Here is a 17,892-nt window from a genome sequence, read left to right as displayed (position 1 = left end):
TCGCGGCCGATGCGCCTGGGTCGGAGCGGACCCCGGCGGTGCCTTCATGCGAACGGGCTGAAGTCGTCTCCGCGTTGCGATTAGCTTGGGTTCCTAATCAATCGACACGCGCCGACCGCGCACGATCAGACGATTACCTGCAGACCGGCGCGTCGAGGCACGCTCATTGCGCAGTGGCTTCGGATCGATTCATCGAAAGCAACCGGCCATGCCTCTCTCCGCTCAAAGAACCCTGGTGATTTCCCCGCATCTCGACGATGCCGTCTTCAGTTGCGGCGCCCTGCTCGCCGCGTCGCCGGGCGCATCCGTCTGCACGATATTCGCGGGTGCGCCGGACACGGCGCTCGCCACCGACTGGGACGCGCAGTGCGGCTTCGCGGACGCACATCAGGCGATGCGCGAGCGCCGTGTCGAAGACAAAGCCGCGCTGCACGTCCTGGGCGCGCGCGCCGTGCATCTCGGCTTTCTCGACTCCCAATACACGCAAGGCGGCACGAGCGCGACCACCGCCAAGATCGCCTCGGCCATTCGCGACGTGATGCGCGAGACGGATTGCACCACGCTCCTCATCCCGCTCGGCCTCTTTCATTCCGACCACGCGCTGGTTCATACGGCCGCGCGCGAGGCGTGCCTTCCGGACGCGACGGCATGCATTGCGTACGAAGACTGTCTATATCGGCGCATGGATGGCCTCGTGCAGCAACGGCTCGTCGAACTCATCGGAAGCAACATCGAAGCGACGCCGCTGCTCGATCCGATCGATGCCGCCACGCTCTCGCGCTGCATCGAAGCGAAGCAACGCGCGGTGCAATGTTATGCGAGTCAGCTCAAAGCCTTCGGGCCCCACGGCTATGACGACGTGCTCGCGCCCGAACGCTTCTGGACTCTGCGAGCCGTCGACCATGGCTGAACCGGCGACACTTTCCGAGCCCGATCGCGCGCGGCTCACCGTCGTCGTGCTGACGTACAACCGTGCCGATCAGGTGCTCGACACGCTCGCAAGACTTGCCGCGCTGCCGGACCGCATCCGCATCGTAGCGGTCGATAATGCGTCCACCGACGGCACGGCCGAGCGCATTGCGGCGCAGTTTCCATCGGTCGAACTCGTCGTGGCGCCGGACAATCTCGGCGCCGCCGGACGCAATCTCGGCGTCGCTCGCGTCGCGACGGAGTACGTCGCATTCTGCGATGACGACACCTGGTGGAGCGCCGGATCGCTGTCGCGCGCCGTCGCGATCCTCGACGCGGCGCCGCGCGTCGCGGTGCTCAACGCGCGCGTCGTCGTCGGTGCCGACGGCGCGGCGGACGAGACCTGCCAACGAATGCGCGAAAGCCCGCTGCCGCATCGCGGCTTGCCCGGTCCCGCGCTCGTCGGCTTCATGGCGGGCGCGTGCGTGTTCCGCACCGACGTCTTCCGGCAAGTCGGCGGCTACGAGGCCAGGCTTTTCATCGGCGGAGAAGAAACGCTCGTCTCGCTGGATGTCCTGTCCGCCGGCTACGAGATGGTCTATATGGATGACCTCGTCCTTCATCACCATCCCTCACCGCTGCGCGACAGCGCACAACGGCGCAGGCTCCTCGCGCGCAACGCCGCGTGGGTCGCATGGATGCGCCTGCCATTCGACCAAGCCCTTCACGCCACCGGAAAAGCCTTCCTCGTGGCATGGCGCGAGCGCACGTTGATGCGCGATTTACCGATCCTCGCAAGCGGCATCGCATGGGCGATGACCAGGCGCCGCGTGATCCCCTCGCGCGTCCAGGACATGCGCCGCGTCGTGCGCGAAGACGATTTGCGCCGCGCCAGGCAGACGAAATCGTCGGCGTCTTTCGGTTCTACACGCCCCACGTAAAAACGCGTGCGTCGCGCGACGAACCAAACGAAATTTGGTTCGTCCCGCATCGAACCGCAAATCGTTTCGCAGTTCTCGCCAGTTCGACAACGAGTGGCACAGGGAATGCTGAACGCTGGTGACTGATCCACGCGATGGCGCGCCGCGCACACGCACATTGGGATCGCAAGATAAGGGGACTTCCGTGAAAATCGCATTGATCAGTGAGCACGCATCGCCGTTGGCGATCGCGGGTGGCGTAGACAGCGGCGGGCAAAACATCTATGTGGCGAATGTCGCGCGTCAGCTCGTTCGCATCGGTCACGACGTCGATGTGTTCACGCGTTGCGACCGTTCGTTATTGCCGCTCGTCTCGCGCTTCGAAAACATCCGCGTGATAAATGTACCGGCCGGTCCGCCCGTGCAGTTACCGAAGGAACAGCTTCTGCCGCATATGGATGCGTTCGCCGGCTTCATGATCGACTTCATGAAGAAGGAAGCGCAACCGTATGACATCGTGCACGCGAACTTCTTCATGTCGGGCCTCGTGGGTCTGCGCATCAAGGACGCGCTCGGCGTGCCGCTCGTCACGACGTTTCATGCGCTGGGGCGCGTGCGACGCCTGCATCAAGGCGAATCGGACGGCTTTCCCGATGCGCGCTTCGATATCGAAGACGAGCTCGTCAGGCGCTCCGATTCGGTCATCGCCGAATGTCCCCAGGACGAGAACGATCTGATTCATCTGTACGACGCCGATCCCGCGCGCATCGACCTCGTGCCGTGCGGCTTCGATCGCGCGGAGTTCCATCCGCTAGACAAGGCGGCAGCGAGAGAACGTCTCGGCTGGCCGCAAGACCGGTTCATCGTGCTGCAACTCGGGCGCATGGTGCCGCGCAAGGGCGTCGACAATGTCGTGCGCGCGCTCGGCATGCTACACGGTGAGCATGGCGAAAGTGCCGAGCTTTATGTGGCGGGCGGCAATTCCGACGAAGCGAACGAGAACGCGACGCCGGAGATCGGCAGGCTGCGCGGGGTCGCGCGCGAATGCGGCATCGAAGAGCATGTTCACTTCGTGGGCCGTCATGGACGAGGTGAACTGAAGCACTTCTATAACGCAGCCGATGTCTTCGTGACGACGCCGTGGTATGAGCCGTTCGGCATCACGCCGCTGGAGGCGATGGCTTGCGGGCGGCCCGTCATCGGTGCTGCTGTCGGCGGCATTCGCTACTCGGTGGCGCACGGAGAAACCGGCTTGCTCGTGCCGCCGAAGAATCCGGCCGCGCTCGCGGATGCGCTCGTCGCGCTCAAGCGAGATGCCGCGCTCGCCACGCGAATGGGCGAAGCGGGCCTCGCCCGCGCGAACGCAATGTTCACCTGGTCGAGCGTCGCGCAGGCGCTCGCACAGGTCTACGCGCGACTTGCGGGCGAGGAAGGACAAGCCGCCGCGCGCGTTGCCATGGGCGGAGCCGCACGATGACGCAACCACTGCGGCCTGCGATCTTCATCGACAAGGACGGCACCTTGCTCGACGATGTGCCCTGGAACGTCGATCCGCTGAAGATGCGCCTCGCGCCGGGCGCGCTCGACGCGTTGCGCCTGTTTTCGTGGCTCGAACTGCCGATCTTCGTAATCAGCAATCAGAGCGGCGTCGCGCTCGGCAAGTTCGACTTGCAGGCACTCGATCGCGTCGAAGCGCGTTTGCGTGAACTCGCAGCCGAAGCGGGCGCGTCGTTCGCCGGCATTTACTGGTGCCCGCATCATCCGCGGGGCGTCGTGCCTGAATTCACGCGCGCGTGTGAATGCCGCAAGCCCGCGCCCGGCCTGCTGTTGCGTGCGGCGCGCGAGCATGGCATCGATCTTTCGCAGAGCTGGTTCATCGGCGACATTCTCGATGACGTCGAAGCCGGTCATCGCGCGGGCTGCCGCAGTGCGCTGATCGATAACGGCAACGAAACCGAATGGCTCAAAGGCGTTGGACGCGAGCCGGATATCGTCGCGAAGGACCTGTACGAGGCGGCGATTGCAGTCGTCAATGCGGAGTGTCCCGCATGAAGCCCATGCTTGCACCCGTCGTCGAAGCGCATGCGCGCAAGAGCGCCGCGAGCCAGGCGCGCGAATGGGGCGCGGATGTCAAGCGCATTCTCTGCATCCGTCTCGACAATCTCGGCGACGTGCTGATGACGACGCCCGCGCTGCACGCGTTACGCGCCGCGCAGCCGGGCAGGCATCTGACCTTGCTCGCATCGCGAGCGGGCAAGGCGACGGCGCCTTTCATCGATGCAATCGACGATGTGATCGAATACGACGCGCCGTGGGTCAAGCAGGATGCGCCCATCGACGCCCTCGCCGATCTCGCCATGCGTGCGCGCCTTGCATCGGCGCATTTCGATGCAGCGGTGATCTTCAGCGTCTACAGCCAGAATCCGCTGCCCGCGGCCATGTTGTGTCATCTCGCCGGCATTCCGCTGCGGCTCGCGCATTGCCGCGAGAATCCGTATGGTTTGCTCACCGACTGGGTTCAGGAGACTGAACCGCAGCACGGCACACGGCATGAAGTGGAGCGGCAACTCGCTCTCGTCGCAAGAGTCGGTGCGAAAGCCGACGACACGCGCATGCGCTTCTCCGTGCGCCCCGCCGATATCGACTCGCTGACGCAAAAGCTCATCGCCCGCGATGTCGATATGGACGCACCGTTCATCGTCGTGCATCCGGGTGCGAGCGCGGAGTCGCGCCGCTATCCCGTCGAACGCTTCGCCGAAACGATCGAACGTCTCGGCGCTCAATTGGAATGGCCGATTCTCGTGACGGGCTCGCGAAGCGAAAGTCACTTGTGCCGCGCCGCCTGCGGCACGAGTCCCTACGCGCACGATCTGTCCGGCGCGCTCGAACTCGGCGAACTCGCAGCGCTCATCCAGCGCGCTCGCGTTCTCATCTCGAACAACAGCGGACCGGTGCATCTCGCATCCGCGCTGGGCGCGCCCGTCGTGGATCTCTACGCACTCACAAATCCGCAGCACATGCCGTGGCAAACGTCGCATCGCGTGCTGTATCACGATGTCTCGTGCCGCTGGTGCTATCGCAGCGTGTGTCCCGAAGGCCATCACGCGTGCCTTGTCGGCGTCGAGGTAGACGAGGTTGTCTCCGCCGCGCTCGAGCTCATCGAAGAAGAACATGCATCGCCCGTCCATCCGATAACACAGGCAAGCTAAGCTATGTACACACTTGGAATCAACGCGGTTTATCACGACAGCGCCGCGGCGCTGGTCAAGGACGGCGTCGTCATCGCGGCGGCCGAGGACGAGCGCTTCACGCACGTCAAGCATGCGAAACGGCCGGTGCCGTTTTCCACATGGCAGCTTCCGTTCGATGCAATCGACTATTGCCTGAAGGAAGCGGGCATCGAACTCGCGGATGTGGATCACATCGCGTATTCGTACGATCCGCATCTGTTTTCCGGCATGCCGAAGGACGCAAACGCGAACATATCCCTGCCGATGATGCCCTCGGCGCAAGCGATGACGAACCCGTCCGAATCGCCCTGGGATCCGCTGTTCCTGAGCTATATCGTCAATGCGAAGGGTCAGTTGATCGACGGCGCGCCGCATCATCTGAAGCGGCGTTTCCTAAGCGGCGGACGCGCCCCGCGCTTCGCGTGGCATAACGTCGATCATCATCTCTGTCACGAAGCGAGCGCGTTTCTCGCCGCACCTTTCGACGACACCGCCGTACTTACGATGGACGGTCGCGGCGAAGGCGTCACGACGAGTCTCGGGCAATTCGTGAATGGCGAATACACGCGCATCAAGCAAGTGGAACTGCCGCACTCGCTCGGCCTGCTCTATGAAACGGTGACGGGCTATCTCGGCTTCCTGCACTCGTCCGACGAGTACAAGGTGATGGCGCTCGCGTCGTTCGGCAAGCCCGCGTATGTCGATCAGTTTCGCGAGATCGTGAAGTATCGCCGCGACGGCAGCTATACCGTCGATGCGCCGCGTCTCGTCGAGCGCTTCGGTCCCGCGCGCGAACGCGGCGGCCCGCTCACGCAGCATCATTTCGATATCGCGCATTCATTGCAGGTCGTTCTGGAAGAGACCGCGCTCGAACTCGCGAAGTGGCTGCACGAACGTACGGGTCTGAAGAATCTCGCGATGGCGGGCGGCGTCGCGCTCAACTGCGTGATGAACGCGCGCCTGCGCGATCGCGGACCGTTCGATGAAATCTGGGTTCAGCCCGCCGCCGGCGATGCGGGCACGGCGCTCGGCGCTGCCTTGTGGACCGACTATCAGCAACGCGCGAAGACCGGCGATCGCGGTCGAAAATGGCGCATGGATCACGCATATCTCGGACCGTCGTTCGATGACGACGAGATCGAAACCTTCCTCAAGTGGACGCGCGCGCCGTATCGCAAGCTCACGAATATCGCCGAAGAAACGGCGGACATTCTCGCGCAGAACCGCGTCATCGGCTGGTATCAGGGACGCACCGAGTTCGGCCCGCGTGCGCTCGGCGCGCGTTCGATTCTGGCATCGCCCATCGATGCGTCCATGCAGGCGCGCCTCAACGAGATCAAGGATCGCGAGGACTTTCGTCCGGTTGCGCCCGTCGTGATGGAAGAGCACGCAGCCGACTGGTTCGTCGATGCACGCGTCGCGCCGTTCATGCTCTTCGTGTTCGACGTGCGCGACGACATGAAGACGCGCATTCCCGCGGTCACGCATATCGACGGCACCGCGCGCGTGCAGACCGTCAATCGCGCGCAGCATCCGCTTTACTACGATCTGCTCGCGGCGTTCAAGGCGCGCACGGGCGTACCGGTTCTCGTCAATACATCGTTCAATACGCGCGGCGAGCCGATGGTGAATACGCCGCGCGACGCACTCGAATCGTTCTGGACGTCGCCGCTCGATGCGCTCGTGATCGGCTCGTTCCTTGTCGAAAAGCCGGGCGCGCACGCATGAGCACCTACGCCGAACTCTTCGATCACGGCGCGATGAGCGCGGCCGATGCACCCGCGATACCGCGCGGCGATTTCATCCCGGACGTGACCGTGGTCGTGCCGACGTATCGCCGCCCCGCGATGCTCGAACGCTGCGTGCTGGCGCTCGCGGCGCAGACCTACGATCCGGCGCGCTACGAGATCATCGTATGCGACGACGGCCCCGACGAAGCGACGAAGGCATGCGTGCAGCGCCTGTCGCAATGGCGTGCGCGGCGCGGCCCGTTGATCCGCTACGTTCCCGTCACCGCGACGCAGGGTCCGGCGGGTGCGCGCAACGCGGGCTGGCGCGCATCGCTTGCGCGGCGCATCGCCTTCACCGACGACGACACCATTCCCGATCCGAACTGGATCGCCAATGGCATGCGTGCGCTCGATGCGGGCGCGGATGCCGTGTCGGGCCGCATCGTCGTGCCGCTGGGACCACGCCCGACCGATTACGAACGCGACGCCGCCGGACTCGCCAGCGCCGAATTCGCGACGGCGAACACCTTCGTCACGCGCGCCGCACTCGAACGTACGGGCGGCTTCGATGCGCGCTTTACGGCGGCGTGGCGCGAGGACTCGGATCTGCAATTCGCGCTGATTAAGGCGGGACTCGTCATCGCCCGTGCGGAAGACGCAACCGTGCTGCATCCGGTGCGCCCTGCGCGCTGGGGCGTGAGCATATCGCAGCAGAAGAAGAGCCAGTTCGATGCACTGCTCTACAAAAAGTATCCCGCGATGTTTCGCACGCGCATCCGCCGCAATCCGCCGCTTTTGTACTACGCGATGCTCGCGGCGCTCGTCGTTGCGATCGGATCGTTCGCAGCACACGCGCCGCGCACCGGGTCGCTCGCATTGCTTGCCTGGGCCGCGATGACCATATGGTTCAGCATGCAACGATTGAAGACGACTGCGCGCACGCCGTCGCACGTCGCGGAAATGCTGTGGACGTCGGCGATCATTCCGTATCTGTCGATCTACTGGCGCATACGCGGCGCGTTCAAGTTCAGGGTCTTCTTTCTATGAACGTCGAGCGCATCGTCATCTTTCGCGCATTGCAGCTCGGGGACATGTTGTGCGCCGTGCCTGCGTTGCGTGCATTGCGCCGCGCCTATCCGCAAGCACATATCGCGCTTATCGGTCTGCCTTGGGCGGCGAGTTTCGTCGAACGATACGCGCATCTCGTCGATGAACTCATCGTGTTTCCCGGCGCTATCGGTTTTCCCGAGCAGCAGGAAACGGATGCACATCTGCCTCGTTTTCATCAAGCGATGCGCGCACGTCGCTTCGATCTCGCGATTCAACTGCATGGAAGCGGCGGCGTGGCGAACGATATCGTCGAAGGCATCGGCGCGCGTCTGAACGCGGGCTTTCTGAAGCCGGACGAAGCCATGCGTAAAGGCGTCTTCATGCCATGGCCCGACGATCTGCCCGAATCCGCGCGATACACCGCGCTCATGCAGCGGCTCGGCATCGACGCAAACGATCTCGATCTCGAGATTCCGCTGACCGATGCCGACAATCGCGAATGCGATGCGCTGATCGAAGCTTGCGCGCTCGATAGCGAGCGGCTCGTGCTCGTGCATCCGGGCGCGCAGCTGCCTTCCCGTCGATGGCCCGTCGAGCGCTTCGCCGACGTGGCGCGCGCGTTGTCGCGGCGCGGCTGGCAAGTCGCCGTCACAGGCAGCGCGGGTGAAGCCCCGTTGACGGCGCGCGTTGCGCAAGGTGCCGGCATCGATCTCGCCGGCCGCACGTCGCTCGGCTCGCTCGCGGCGCTCGTCGCGAAGGCGCGGCTCATCGTATGCAACGACACGGGGCTTTCGCATGTCGCCGCAGCGATGCGCACGCCGAGTGTCGTCGTCGCGTCGGGCAGCGATACACGTCGCTGGGCGCCGCTCGATCACGCGCGTCATCGCGTGCTCGCGGACTGGCCCTCGTGCCGTCCGTGCGCGTTTCGCGAGTGCCCTTACGGTCATGAATGCGCGATGAACATAAGCGTGCAATCCGTGATCGACACGGCATTCGCCCAGCTTGAATCGACCGTCCGAGAGGAGACGCTTCTTCATGCCCACGACTAGTTCCCGGCGTCTGCGCGTGCTTACCTGGCATATTCACGGCAATTATCTTTACTATCTGAGCCAGGCGCCGCACGACTTCTATCTCGTCACGCGCCCCGGTTATCCGCCGGGCTATGCGGGCACGGCGGGTGCGTTGCCCTTCGGCCCGAACGTGCATGAAATTCCGGCGAGCGAAGTGCAGTCGCAATCCTTCGATGTCGTGCTCTTTCAGCACAAGCGTCAATGGGACGACGACCGCATCAATCTGCTGAGCGACGCGCAACGCCGGCTGCCGCGCGTCTACATCGAGCACGATCCGCCGCAGGAAAACCCCTTCGAACAGAAGCACTGGGTGCAGGAACGCGACACGCTGCTCGTGCACGTCACGCACTTCAACAAGCTGATGTGGGACAGCGGCGAAACGCCGACGCGCGTCATCGAACACGGCGTGATCGTGCCCGAAGGCGTGCGCTATAGCGGCGAACTCGAACGCGGCATCGCGGTGATCAATCATCTGCGCCAGCGCGGCAGGCGGCTCGGCAACGATGTCTATGCACAAGCGGCCGCGCGCGTGCCACTCGATCTCGTCGGCATGGATGCGCAGTCGGCGGGCGGCATCGGCGAGATCGGCAATCTGGAGCTTGCGGCGTTCAGCGCGCGCTATCGCTTCTTCTTCAATCCGATTCGCTGGACGAGCCTCGGGCTCGCCATCGTCGAAGCGATGACGATCGGCATGCCGATCATCGGTCTCGCGACGACCGAACTCGCCACCGTGATCCGCAACGGCGAAAGCGGCTACGTGCATACCGACACGCAGGCGCTCATCGACGCGATGCAGCACCTGCTGCGCGATCCCGCCGAAGCGCGGCGTCTCGGCGAAGGCGCGCGGCGCACCGCGCTCGAACGATTCAATATCGCGCGCTTCGCCCGCGACTGGGACGAAACGCTGCGCTTCGTATGCAGTTAGCACACACATCGAAAGGATGAAGGCGACATGAGAGAAGCCTATAGAAAGCGAATTCTGGTGACGGGCGGCGCGGGCTTTCTCGGCTCGCATCTGTGCGAGCGGCTGCTCGCGCTCGGGCACGATGTGCTGTGTGTCGATAACTTCTACACCGGCACGAAGGACAACATCGCGCATCTGCTCGACAGCCCGAATTTCGAACTGATGCGGCACGATGTGACATTTCCGCTTTACGTCGAAGTGGACGAGATTTACAACCTCGCCTGTCCCGCATCGCCGATTCATTACCAGCACGATCCGGTGCAGACGACGAAGACCAGCGTGCACGGCGCGATCAACATGCTCGGGCTTGCGAAGCGCGTGCATGCGCGCATCTTCCAGGCATCGACGAGCGAAGTGTATGGCGACGCGCATGTGCATCCGCAACAGGAAGCGTACTGGGGCAACGTGAATCCGATCGGTCCGCGCTCGTGTTACGACGAAGGCAAGCGCTGCGCCGAAACGCTCTTCATGGATTATCGGCGGCAGCACGGACTGTCGATCAAGATCGCGCGCATCTTCAACACGTACGGGCCGCGCATGCATCCGTCGGACGGACGCGTGATCTCCAACTTCATGATGCAGGCGCTCTCGGGCGAGCCGATCACCGTGTACGGCGAAGGCTCGCAGACGCGCTCCTTCTGCTATGTCGACGATATGGTCGACGCATTCATCCGCCTGATGGACACGCCCGATGAACTCACCGGACCCGTCAATCTCGGCAATCCGCACGAGCTTTCGATGCTCGAGATCGCGCGGCGCATCATCGAGTTGACGGGATCGTCATCGGAGATCGTGTTCAAGCCTTTGCCGATGGACGATCCGTGGCATCGTCAGCCGGATATCGCGCTCGCACGCGATGCCCTCGGCTGGACACCGACGACGCCGCTCGACGAAGGCCTGCGTCGCACGGCGCAGCATTTCCGTGGCGTCATCGAGGCGATGCAGGGACGTCACGCGCTCAATATCGCCACGTCAGGTTGATGCTTCCGTTCAACGGCGCAGCATTGCATCGGTCACATTCGAACGCGCGCTCGCGCCGCCCTCATCGAAGCGATGTGCGCGCCGTCACGTCGCCGATCGTCGCGATCAGCTTCGGCGCGGCGACCGGCTTCGTCAGATGCGCCTGAAAGCCCGCGGCCTGCGCGCGCGAACGTGCATCCGCCTGCGTGTGTCCCGTCAGCGCGATCGCGGGCATGCGTTCGGACAGCGACGCGCCGCGGCGCGACTCTTCCTCGCGAATGAGTCGCAGCACGTCGTAGCCGTTCTGTTCGCCGCCTAGCACGATGTCGCACAGAAGCGCGTCCGGCCACTGCGCGCCGGGCAGTTCGCGCAGACGCGCAAGCGCTTCATCGCCCGATGCGCAAGACATGACGCGCGCGCCCACCGATTCGAGCACGGCTTCGAGCGCATCGCGCGCGTCTTCCTGATCGTCGAGCACCATCACGGTGATGCCAGCCAATGCATCGTCATGCGTGGCTTCGGACGCTTGCGGATCGTCGAGCACGGGACGCAGCGGCATCGTCGCGACATACGCGACATGCTCGTCGATATAGCGCACCGTGAAGCCACCGCCCATTTCGTTCAATGCGGATTCGAGCCGCCGCATCTGCTGCGAAGACAGATCGGCGGGACTCGCGCGCTGACCGATCACCGTGAGATTCGCGTGATTGTCTTCGCGGAACACGCGCAGTTCGATGCGCTCGCCGCGCGCCGCCGAGCTCATGTGCGAACGGCACAGATCGGCCACGATCTGCTGCAGCACGCTGGCATCGCCCGAGACGCGCAAACCCGGATCGCTGATGACCGTGTAGAGATTCACGCCGCGCGTGACGATCTCGTCGTGCAGCGCATCGACCACGCCTGCGACGAGCGCATCCAGTCCGAGCGCCGTCGCGGACACCTTGCGTTGCGCGTGCTTCAGCTCGCCCTGCTGCCATTGCAGCGACCACATGCGCGCGTACACGCCATCGCGCGCGAGCAGTTCGTCGTGCTGTCCCTGCTCGACGATGCGTCCATGCTCCATCACGAGAATCCAGTCGGCATCGACGACAGTGGACAGCCGGTGCGCGATGACGATCGACGTGCGGCCCTCCGCGAGCCTGTCGAGCTCGTTCTGGATCGCGCGTTCGGAGCGCGTATCGAGCGCGGACGTCGCTTCGTCGAACACGATGATGCGCGGATTCTTGAGTATCGCCCGCGCAATCGCGATGCGCTGACGCTCGCCGCCGGAGAGCCGCACGCCGCGCTCGCCGACGCGCGTCTCGTAGTCGTCCGGCAGACGCTCGATGAAGCCGTCGAGTTGCGCCGCGCGGGCCGCCCGCGCGATGTCCGCGCGCGTCGCGCCGGGACGCCCATAGCCGATGTTGTAGGCGATCGTGTCGTTGAAGAGCACGGTGTCCTGCGGCACGATGCCGATGGTCGCGCGCAGGCTGTTCTGCGTGACCTGCGAGATGTCCTGACCGTCGATGCGTATCGCGCCCGCCGTCGGCTCGTAGAGCCTGAACAGCAGCTTCACGAGCGTCGACTTGCCCGATCCGCTGCCGCCGACGACCGCGAGCTTCTTGCCCGGATGCGCGCGAAAATCGACATCGCGCAGAATCTGCCGCGCCGGATCGTAGCCGAACTCGACATGATCGAACTCGATCTCGCCCGCCGTCACGACGAGCGGCTTCGCGTGCGCTTCATCGACATCCTCGCGCACGCGGCCGCGCGACAGCAGAATGTTGAACATGCGCTCGACGTTGACCATCGCGTCGTTGGTCTCGCGAAACACGAAGCCGAGCGTGTTGAGCGGATTGCACACCTGCACGATATACGCGTTGACGAGCACGAGATCGCCCACGCTCATCGTGCCCGCGACGACGTGTTGCGCCGCGCGCAACATCACCGCCGCAATGCCGATCGTGATGATCGTGCTCTGCCCGACATGCAGCAGCGTGAGCGCGCGCTGATTGGCGATGCGCGCATGCACCCACTGCTCCAGCACGCTCGAAAGACGCCGCGTTTCGATGCTTTCGCTCGCGAAGAACTTCACCGTTTCGTAGTTGAGCAGGCTGTCGACGAGACGGCCGTCCGATTGTGCTTCGAGGCCGTTCACCGCGCGCTGGAAGCGCATGCGAAAGCGCGTGAAGATGACCGTCCACACCGAATACAGCACGAACGTCGCGCCGATGATCGCCATGAATTCCAGCGAATACGCATGCACCATGACCGCGACGATCGTGCCGATCTCGATCATCACCGGCACGATCGTGAAGAGCGATGTGCCGAGCAAAAAGCCGATGCCGTCCGCGCCCTTCTGCACGTCGCGCACGACCGCGCCGGTTTCGCGCCGCGCATGAAAGCGCGCGCCGAGCGCATGAAGATGCGCGAACGTGCGCTCGGTGAACGACGCGACCGTGCGCTGCGTGACGATGCTGAAGACGACGTCGCGCGCTTCGTTGAGCACATCGCCGAGATAGCGCAGCAGGACGTAGGCGAGGACGAGAAAGACCGGAAAGACGACGCTCGATGCGGGATGGCTGAACTCGTCGATGACGCGCTTGAGCATCAGCGGCACGCCGACCACCGCGAGCCGCGCGCCGATCATCAGCGCGACCGCCGCGGCGGTCTGATAGCGCCAGGCCCACACCGCGCGCCACAGATCGGCGCCGATGCGCCTGCGCAGACGCGCGCGCTCCTGATCCTCCGTTACGCGGGCCGTCACTCCTTCCAGTCCTTGCGCTTGCCCGCGCCGGGATTCGATGCGCCCTTCGTCGCGGATTGCGCGTTGTTCTTCTGCACGCGCTCTTCTTCCATGCGGCTAAGCGTGGCCGGGTCCGTGCCCGACTGGCCCGCGGCGCCCGCGCCGCCGGCAACACCCGCGGATTTCCCGGACGCCTGGTTTCCCGATGTGGAATGGCCTGGCGGCGCACCGTTTTGCTGGGCGTTTGCGAGCGTGACGCCCGACAGCGAGACGCACGCGAGCGTGTGGATCATTCCCGATCGTAATTTGCGATTCATGGCGTTCTTCCTGCAACAGGGAGTGGTCAGCACTGGTGTGTCGATCAGCAACCCGTGCGCCCGGGACCGCGATGACGGACCGAATGGGAAGCGTCAAGGGGCCTGAATCCAGCATGAACCCACGTCATCATCGGGGCGCCCTAAGTCTTGTCCGACAGCGAATCGATATCGCCGGAGGCATCTCAGGCTGTTTTGCAATTCGTGAAGCAATGCCATGCACTCTTTACTATTGCAACCGATCTGTCGTAGACGAATCTGACGCCGTTCCTGTTCGGAAACTCTACGCTCGAATTGCGTGAGCGTGAGGTCGATCCTCGAGAGAGTCTGCCTATCCATCTTGTCGTAGTGGGATTGAGATCGAAAAGACTCGACCCAGTACGTTTGCAGGCAATTGCCTTCAATGAGCCTTGCGCGCCGCCTCTTCCAGCCGCAAGGACGATTCGAGAACTTCGCTCGAAGACGTGACGAATTCGCGTGCCCATTGCGTGGCGGCGCGCTCGGCGGCGCTCCGTGTTCCATACGCCACGTTGGTCGGAAAGGTCGCTTTGGGCACTTCGTCGTGCTTTCGATAATCTCGCTGGCGCGAGAACTGTGCGATCGCGGTCCAGCCATCATCCGGTACGTGTTCTGGAATGATCTCGACAAAAAAATCGCTCATGGAGTACATGATGTCCTTCGTTTAAAAGCACATCTGCTGATGCGAGGTCCGAACGCCCGGAGAAACGCCCGACCGTTCGAGCGCTGCCTTGCCGCGCCGCTTTCGACCGCCACGCAATGCACGTTTTTCCAGACATGCGATGTAAATCAGGCATTCGGATAGCTTAGCCCTTATCGAGCAAATATCGGACCGCGGCGCCTAAAAAATCACGCGCATTTCATGATGTGGTTATAGGAAAGCATTCGATTGAATGCGCCGCTTTCTTGGCCGCATCCCGGGCAACATCCGGTAAGAGGCGCGTAACCCAATGCGCGTCGTGCCTTCATAGACTGTGCGCTTTCGATAACCCGCTTCGAACGCACATGCGCCCGGCTCTCACCATCGATTCGCTCGCGAGCTTCCGGCTTAGCGAAGACGGCGGCTATCTCGTCGTCGACGCGCGCTCGGGCTCGTCGGTCGCATTGCATTGCTCCGTCATGCACGAGTTGATCGCCGCGCTCGCGCACGCCATCGCGTGCTCGGAAAGAATCCGCAAGAAAAATCGCGCGGCCAAATTCACGATGCATTGCGCAGGCTGGGAAGTCGCGCTCGATGCGGATGGCACCGGCGCGCTGATTCTCTCCTTCGTCCTTCAGGGCGGCGCGCAGCTCTCCTTTCGCATACGCCGCGAAAGCGCGCTGCAGATCCATGAAGTCATCGGCGCGGCGACCGGCCAGTCCCTGCCCGCCATCGGCGATGCACCGATCCAGTAAGCCCGCGCCGCTCTCTCCACTTTTCCCGATTCCCGCATGAAGCATCACATCTATCGCTCGCTCGCAGTCGCGGCGGGCGCCCTCGTCAGCGCGCACGCGCATGCCGGCAGCAGCTTCATCGTGCGCGACATTCGCGTGGAAGGCGTGAGCCGCGTCGATCCGTCGACGGTCTTCGCCAATCTCAAGATACGGCGCGGCGACACCTTCACCGAGACGGGAGCCACCGATGCGATCCGCGCGCTCTACGACACCGGCCTCTTCACCGACGTGAGCGTGTCGACCGAAGGCGACGTGCTCGTCGTGCGCGTCGTCGAAGCGGCGGCCATCGCCGGCGTTCAGTTCGCGGGCGTGCATGAATTCGACAAGGACAATTTGTCGAAGGCGTTGAAATCGGTCGGACTCGCGCCGGGTCAGACCTACAACAAGGCGCTCGCGAACCGCGCGGAACAGGAACTCAAGCGCCAATATCTGATGCGCGGCTTTTACGCCGCCGAAGTCACGACCACGGTGACGCCGCTCGATCGCGGCCGCGTGCAACTGCTTTTCTCGGTCGCCGAAGGACCGAGCGCGAAGATCAGGCAGATCAATTTTCTCGGCAACACCGCGTTCGATGAAAAGACGCTGCACGACGAGATGCAGCTCTCCACGCCCAACTGGTTTTCCTGGTACACGAAGAACGATCTTTATCAGAAGGAAAAGCTCACCGGCGATCTGCAAAACCTGCGCTCGTTCTATCTCGATCGCGGCTACCTCGAATTCAGCGTGGAATCGACGCAGGTTTCGATCTCGCCCGACAAGAAGGACATGTATCTGACGATCATGCTGCACGAAGGCAAGCCTTACACCATCACGAGCGTGAAGCTCGCGGGCAATCTGCTCGGGCGCGATGCGGAATTGGCGCGGCTCGTGAGCATCGAGCCGGGCGAGCTGTTCTCGGCTAACAAGCTGCAGCAAGTGACGCAGACGCTCGTCGACAGGCTCGGCGGATACGGCTACGCCTTCGCGAGCGTGAACGCGCAGCCGGACATCGATCAGGCGCATCACACGGTCGCGCTCACGTTGCAGGTCGATCCGGGCAAGCGCGTGTATGTGCGCCGCGTCGAAGTGATCGGCAATACGCGCACGCGCGATGAAGTCGTGCGCCGTGAAATGCGCCAGTTCGAAAGCGCATGGTTCGACAGTCAGGCGCTCAAGCTCTCGAAAGACCGCATCAGCCGTCTCGGCTATTTCACCGATGTCGATGTGACGACCGTGCCCATCGAAGGCGATCCGGATCAGGTCGACGTGCAGATGAAAGTGACAGAGAAACCGACAGGGGCGATCACGCTCGGCGCGGGCTTTTCATCGACGGACAAGGTCGTGCTGTCCGCCGGCGTCACGCAGGACAACGTGTTCGGCTCGGGCACGAGTCTCGGCGTGAACGTCAATACGGCGAAGACGTATCGCACGCTGAGCATCACGCAGACGGACCCGTACTTCACCGTCGACGGCATTCAGCGCATCACCGATGCGTATTACCGGACGACGTATCCGATCTACTATTCGAGCGATTCGAGCTTTCGTATCGTGAGCATGGGCGTCGACACGAAGTTCGGCATTCCGTTCTCCGAATCGGACATGGTGTACTTCGGCGCGGGCGTCGAGCAGGATCGCTTCAATACCGATTCGGATACGCCGCAATCGTATCTGGACTACGTGAGCGAGTTCGGCCGTGTGGTGAACAACGTGCCGCTCACGGCGAGCTGGAAGCGCGACCATCGCGACAGCGCGCTGGTGCCGAGCCGCGGCTATTATTTGCAGGCCAACGCGGAAGTGGGCACGCCGCTCGGCAACACCGAGTACTACAAGACCGATTTCACCGCGCAGTATTACCACTCATTCTCGCGCGGCTTCGTGTTCGGCGTGAATCTACAGGCGGGCTATGGCTCGGGTCTGGGCGGCAAGTCGTATCCGATCTTCAAGAACTACTACGCGGGCGGCATCGGTTCCGTGCGCGGCTACGAGTCGAGCTCGCTCGGTCCGCGCGACAAGACGACGAACGATCCGATCGGCGGCTCGAAGATGGTCGTCGCCAACATCGAGATGACGTTCCCGTTGCCGGGCACCGGCTACGACCGCACCTTGCGCGTGTTCACCTTCGTCGATGGCGGCAACGTCTGGGGCGACGAAGGCAACAGCACCGGATCGAACGGCCTGCGTTACAGCTACGGCATGGGCCTCGAATGGATTTCGCCGATCGGCCCGCTGAAGCTGAGCCTCGGTTTCCCGATCGTGCATCACAGCGGCGACACGTATCAGAAGTTCCAGTTTCAGATCGGCACCGCGTTTTAAGGCTCTTTACGTGAATCTCCGGCGAAGAGCCCGGCCCCGTCCGGGTTCGGCGATCTACGCATGAGCGGGCATGACCGCGCCGAGCTTCGCGCCATTCGGACTGAAGGCGTAGCCGCGCCCGCGTATCGTCTGAATGAGGCGCGGCTCTGCGGGATCGTCCTCGACGATCTGTCGCAAACGGCACACGAGCGCATCGACCGAGCGCTCGGACAGCGCGCAGCCCTGCTCGCTCAACTGACGCGTGAGGCGCAGGCGCGACATCACCGTCATCGGATT

16 protein-coding genes are annotated in these 17,892 nt (G+C 63.5%); 12 read left to right on the top strand and 4 right to left on the bottom strand.

Annotated elements, in window-relative coordinates:
* Positions 1-235 precede the first annotated feature (235 nt).
* From QCE58_RS29430 to QCE58_RS29385, 10 genes are all read left to right on the top strand, one after another.
* A complete protein-coding gene (locus QCE58_RS29430) occupies positions 236-910 on the top strand; it encodes a PIG-L family deacetylase (protein WP_250522617.1) in 675 nt (224 codons plus the stop codon).
* On the top strand, positions 903-1,850 hold the full coding sequence (locus tag QCE58_RS29425) for a glycosyltransferase family 2 protein (protein WP_250522618.1): 948 nt from the start codon (positions 903-905) through the stop codon (positions 1,848-1,850). Before QCE58_RS29430 ends, QCE58_RS29425 begins: the two co-directional genes overlap by 8 nt.
* A gap of 184 nt (positions 1,851-2,034) precedes the next feature.
* Complete coding sequence (locus tag QCE58_RS29420; RefSeq protein ID WP_008345367.1) at positions 2,035-3,306, top strand: glycosyltransferase family 1 protein; 1,272 nt, start codon at positions 2,035-2,037, stop codon at positions 3,304-3,306.
* Positions 3,303-3,881: an HAD-IIIA family hydrolase gene (locus tag QCE58_RS29415; RefSeq protein WP_008345366.1), complete on the top strand. Its 579-nt coding sequence runs from the start codon at positions 3,303-3,305 to the stop codon at positions 3,879-3,881. The genes QCE58_RS29420 and QCE58_RS29415 overlap by 4 nt, the downstream gene beginning before the upstream one ends.
* Positions 3,878-5,038 (top strand): glycosyltransferase family 9 protein, encoded by a 1,161-nt coding sequence (locus QCE58_RS29410; protein WP_409014186.1) that lies wholly within the window; start codon positions 3,878-3,880, stop codon positions 5,036-5,038. The genes QCE58_RS29415 and QCE58_RS29410 overlap by 4 nt, the downstream gene beginning before the upstream one ends.
* Positions 5,039-5,041: 3 nt before the next feature.
* Positions 5,042-6,787, top strand: coding sequence for a carbamoyltransferase C-terminal domain-containing protein (locus QCE58_RS29405; RefSeq protein WP_033535668.1), 1,746 nt, complete (start codon positions 5,042-5,044; stop codon positions 6,785-6,787).
* Positions 6,788-6,819: 32 nt separating this feature from the next.
* Positions 6,820-7,836 carry a glycosyltransferase family 2 protein gene (locus tag QCE58_RS29400; RefSeq protein WP_250522640.1) on the top strand — a complete coding sequence of 339 codons (1,017 nt, stop codon included), beginning with the start codon at positions 6,820-6,822 and terminating at the stop codon, positions 7,834-7,836.
* Positions 7,833-8,888, top strand: coding sequence for a glycosyltransferase family 9 protein (locus QCE58_RS29395; RefSeq protein WP_250437772.1), 1,056 nt, complete (start codon positions 7,833-7,835; stop codon positions 8,886-8,888). Before QCE58_RS29400 ends, QCE58_RS29395 begins: the two co-directional genes overlap by 4 nt.
* Positions 8,875-9,834, top strand: coding sequence for a glycosyltransferase family 4 protein (locus QCE58_RS29390; RefSeq protein WP_008345361.1), 960 nt, complete (start codon positions 8,875-8,877; stop codon positions 9,832-9,834). Before QCE58_RS29395 ends, QCE58_RS29390 begins: the two co-directional genes overlap by 14 nt.
* Before the next feature lie 27 nt (positions 9,835-9,861).
* Complete coding sequence (locus QCE58_RS29385; RefSeq protein ID WP_033535669.1) at positions 9,862-10,854, top strand: UDP-glucuronic acid decarboxylase family protein; 993 nt, start codon at positions 9,862-9,864, stop codon at positions 10,852-10,854.
* A gap of 61 nt (positions 10,855-10,915) precedes the next feature.
* On the opposite strand, the gene QCE58_RS29380 is transcribed toward QCE58_RS29385, so the two are convergent.
* From QCE58_RS29380 to QCE58_RS29370, 3 genes are all read right to left on the bottom strand, one after another.
* Complete coding sequence (locus QCE58_RS29380; RefSeq protein ID WP_175982412.1) at positions 10,916-13,579, bottom strand: ATP-binding cassette domain-containing protein; 2,664 nt, start codon at positions 13,577-13,579, stop codon at positions 10,916-10,918.
* On the bottom strand, positions 13,576-13,875 hold the full coding sequence (locus QCE58_RS29375) for a hypothetical protein (RefSeq protein ID WP_175982411.1): 300 nt from the start codon (positions 13,873-13,875) through the stop codon (positions 13,576-13,578). The genes QCE58_RS29380 and QCE58_RS29375 overlap by 4 nt, the downstream gene beginning before the upstream one ends.
* Before the next feature lie 397 nt (positions 13,876-14,272).
* Positions 14,273-14,533 (bottom strand): hypothetical protein, encoded by a 261-nt coding sequence (locus QCE58_RS29370; RefSeq protein ID WP_250522619.1) that lies wholly within the window; start codon positions 14,531-14,533, stop codon positions 14,273-14,275.
* Between the two features lie 362 nt (positions 14,534-14,895).
* On the opposite strand from QCE58_RS29370, the gene QCE58_RS29365 reads away from it, so the two are divergent.
* Both QCE58_RS29365 and bamA read left to right on the top strand, forming a co-directional pair.
* On the top strand, positions 14,896-15,285 hold the full coding sequence (locus tag QCE58_RS29365) for a hypothetical protein (protein ID WP_008345356.1): 390 nt from the start codon (positions 14,896-14,898) through the stop codon (positions 15,283-15,285).
* A 36-nt stretch (positions 15,286-15,321) separates the two neighbouring features.
* Positions 15,322-17,616: an outer membrane protein assembly factor BamA gene (gene bamA, locus QCE58_RS29360; RefSeq protein WP_250522620.1), complete on the top strand. Its 2,295-nt coding sequence runs from the start codon at positions 15,322-15,324 to the stop codon at positions 17,614-17,616.
* A gap of 54 nt (positions 17,617-17,670) precedes the next feature.
* On the opposite strand, the gene QCE58_RS29355 is transcribed toward bamA, so the two are convergent.
* Positions 17,671-17,892: helix-turn-helix domain-containing protein (locus QCE58_RS29355; RefSeq protein ID WP_309780526.1), on the bottom strand; the 222-nt coding region annotated here is incomplete at its 5' end.

Origin of the sequence: Caballeronia sp. LZ028 (assembly GCF_031451415.1) — a bacterium.
In the GTDB taxonomy this organism is placed as follows: Bacteria; Pseudomonadota; Gammaproteobacteria; order Burkholderiales; family Burkholderiaceae; genus Caballeronia; species Caballeronia zhejiangensis.
This window is presented reverse-complemented; position numbering and strand designations above follow the sequence as displayed.

Excerpts from the sequence above, each read along its gene's own strand:
- bamA (WP_250522620.1), top strand. The coding sequence starts at position 15,322 with ATGAAGCATCACATCTATCGCTCGCTCGCAGTCGCGGCGGGCGCCCTC.
- QCE58_RS29365 (WP_008345356.1), top strand. The coding sequence starts at position 14,896 with ATGCGCCCGGCTCTCACCATCGATTCGCTCGCGAGCTTCCGGCTTAGC.
- QCE58_RS29410 (WP_409014186.1), top strand. The coding sequence starts at position 3,878 with ATGAAGCCCATGCTTGCACCCGTCGTCGAAGCGCATGCGCGCAAGAGC.
- QCE58_RS29405 (WP_033535668.1), top strand. The coding sequence starts at position 5,042 with ATGTACACACTTGGAATCAACGCGGTTTATCACGACAGCGCCGCGGCG.
- QCE58_RS29415 (WP_008345366.1), top strand. The coding sequence starts at position 3,303 with ATGACGCAACCACTGCGGCCTGCGATCTTCATCGACAAGGACGGCACC.
- QCE58_RS29385 (WP_033535669.1), top strand. The coding sequence starts at position 9,862 with ATGAGAGAAGCCTATAGAAAGCGAATTCTGGTGACGGGCGGCGCGGGC.
- QCE58_RS29395 (WP_250437772.1), top strand. The coding sequence starts at position 7,833 with ATGAACGTCGAGCGCATCGTCATCTTTCGCGCATTGCAGCTCGGGGAC.
- QCE58_RS29400 (WP_250522640.1), top strand. The coding sequence starts at position 6,820 with ATGAGCGCGGCCGATGCACCCGCGATACCGCGCGGCGATTTCATCCCG.
- QCE58_RS29390 (WP_008345361.1), top strand. The coding sequence starts at position 8,875 with ATGCCCACGACTAGTTCCCGGCGTCTGCGCGTGCTTACCTGGCATATT.
- QCE58_RS29370 (WP_250522619.1), bottom strand. The coding sequence starts at position 14,533 with ATGAGCGATTTTTTTGTCGAGATCATTCCAGAACACGTACCGGATGAT.
- QCE58_RS29375 (WP_175982411.1), bottom strand. The coding sequence starts at position 13,875 with ATGAATCGCAAATTACGATCGGGAATGATCCACACGCTCGCGTGCGTC.
- QCE58_RS29425 (WP_250522618.1), top strand. The coding sequence starts at position 903 with ATGGCTGAACCGGCGACACTTTCCGAGCCCGATCGCGCGCGGCTCACC.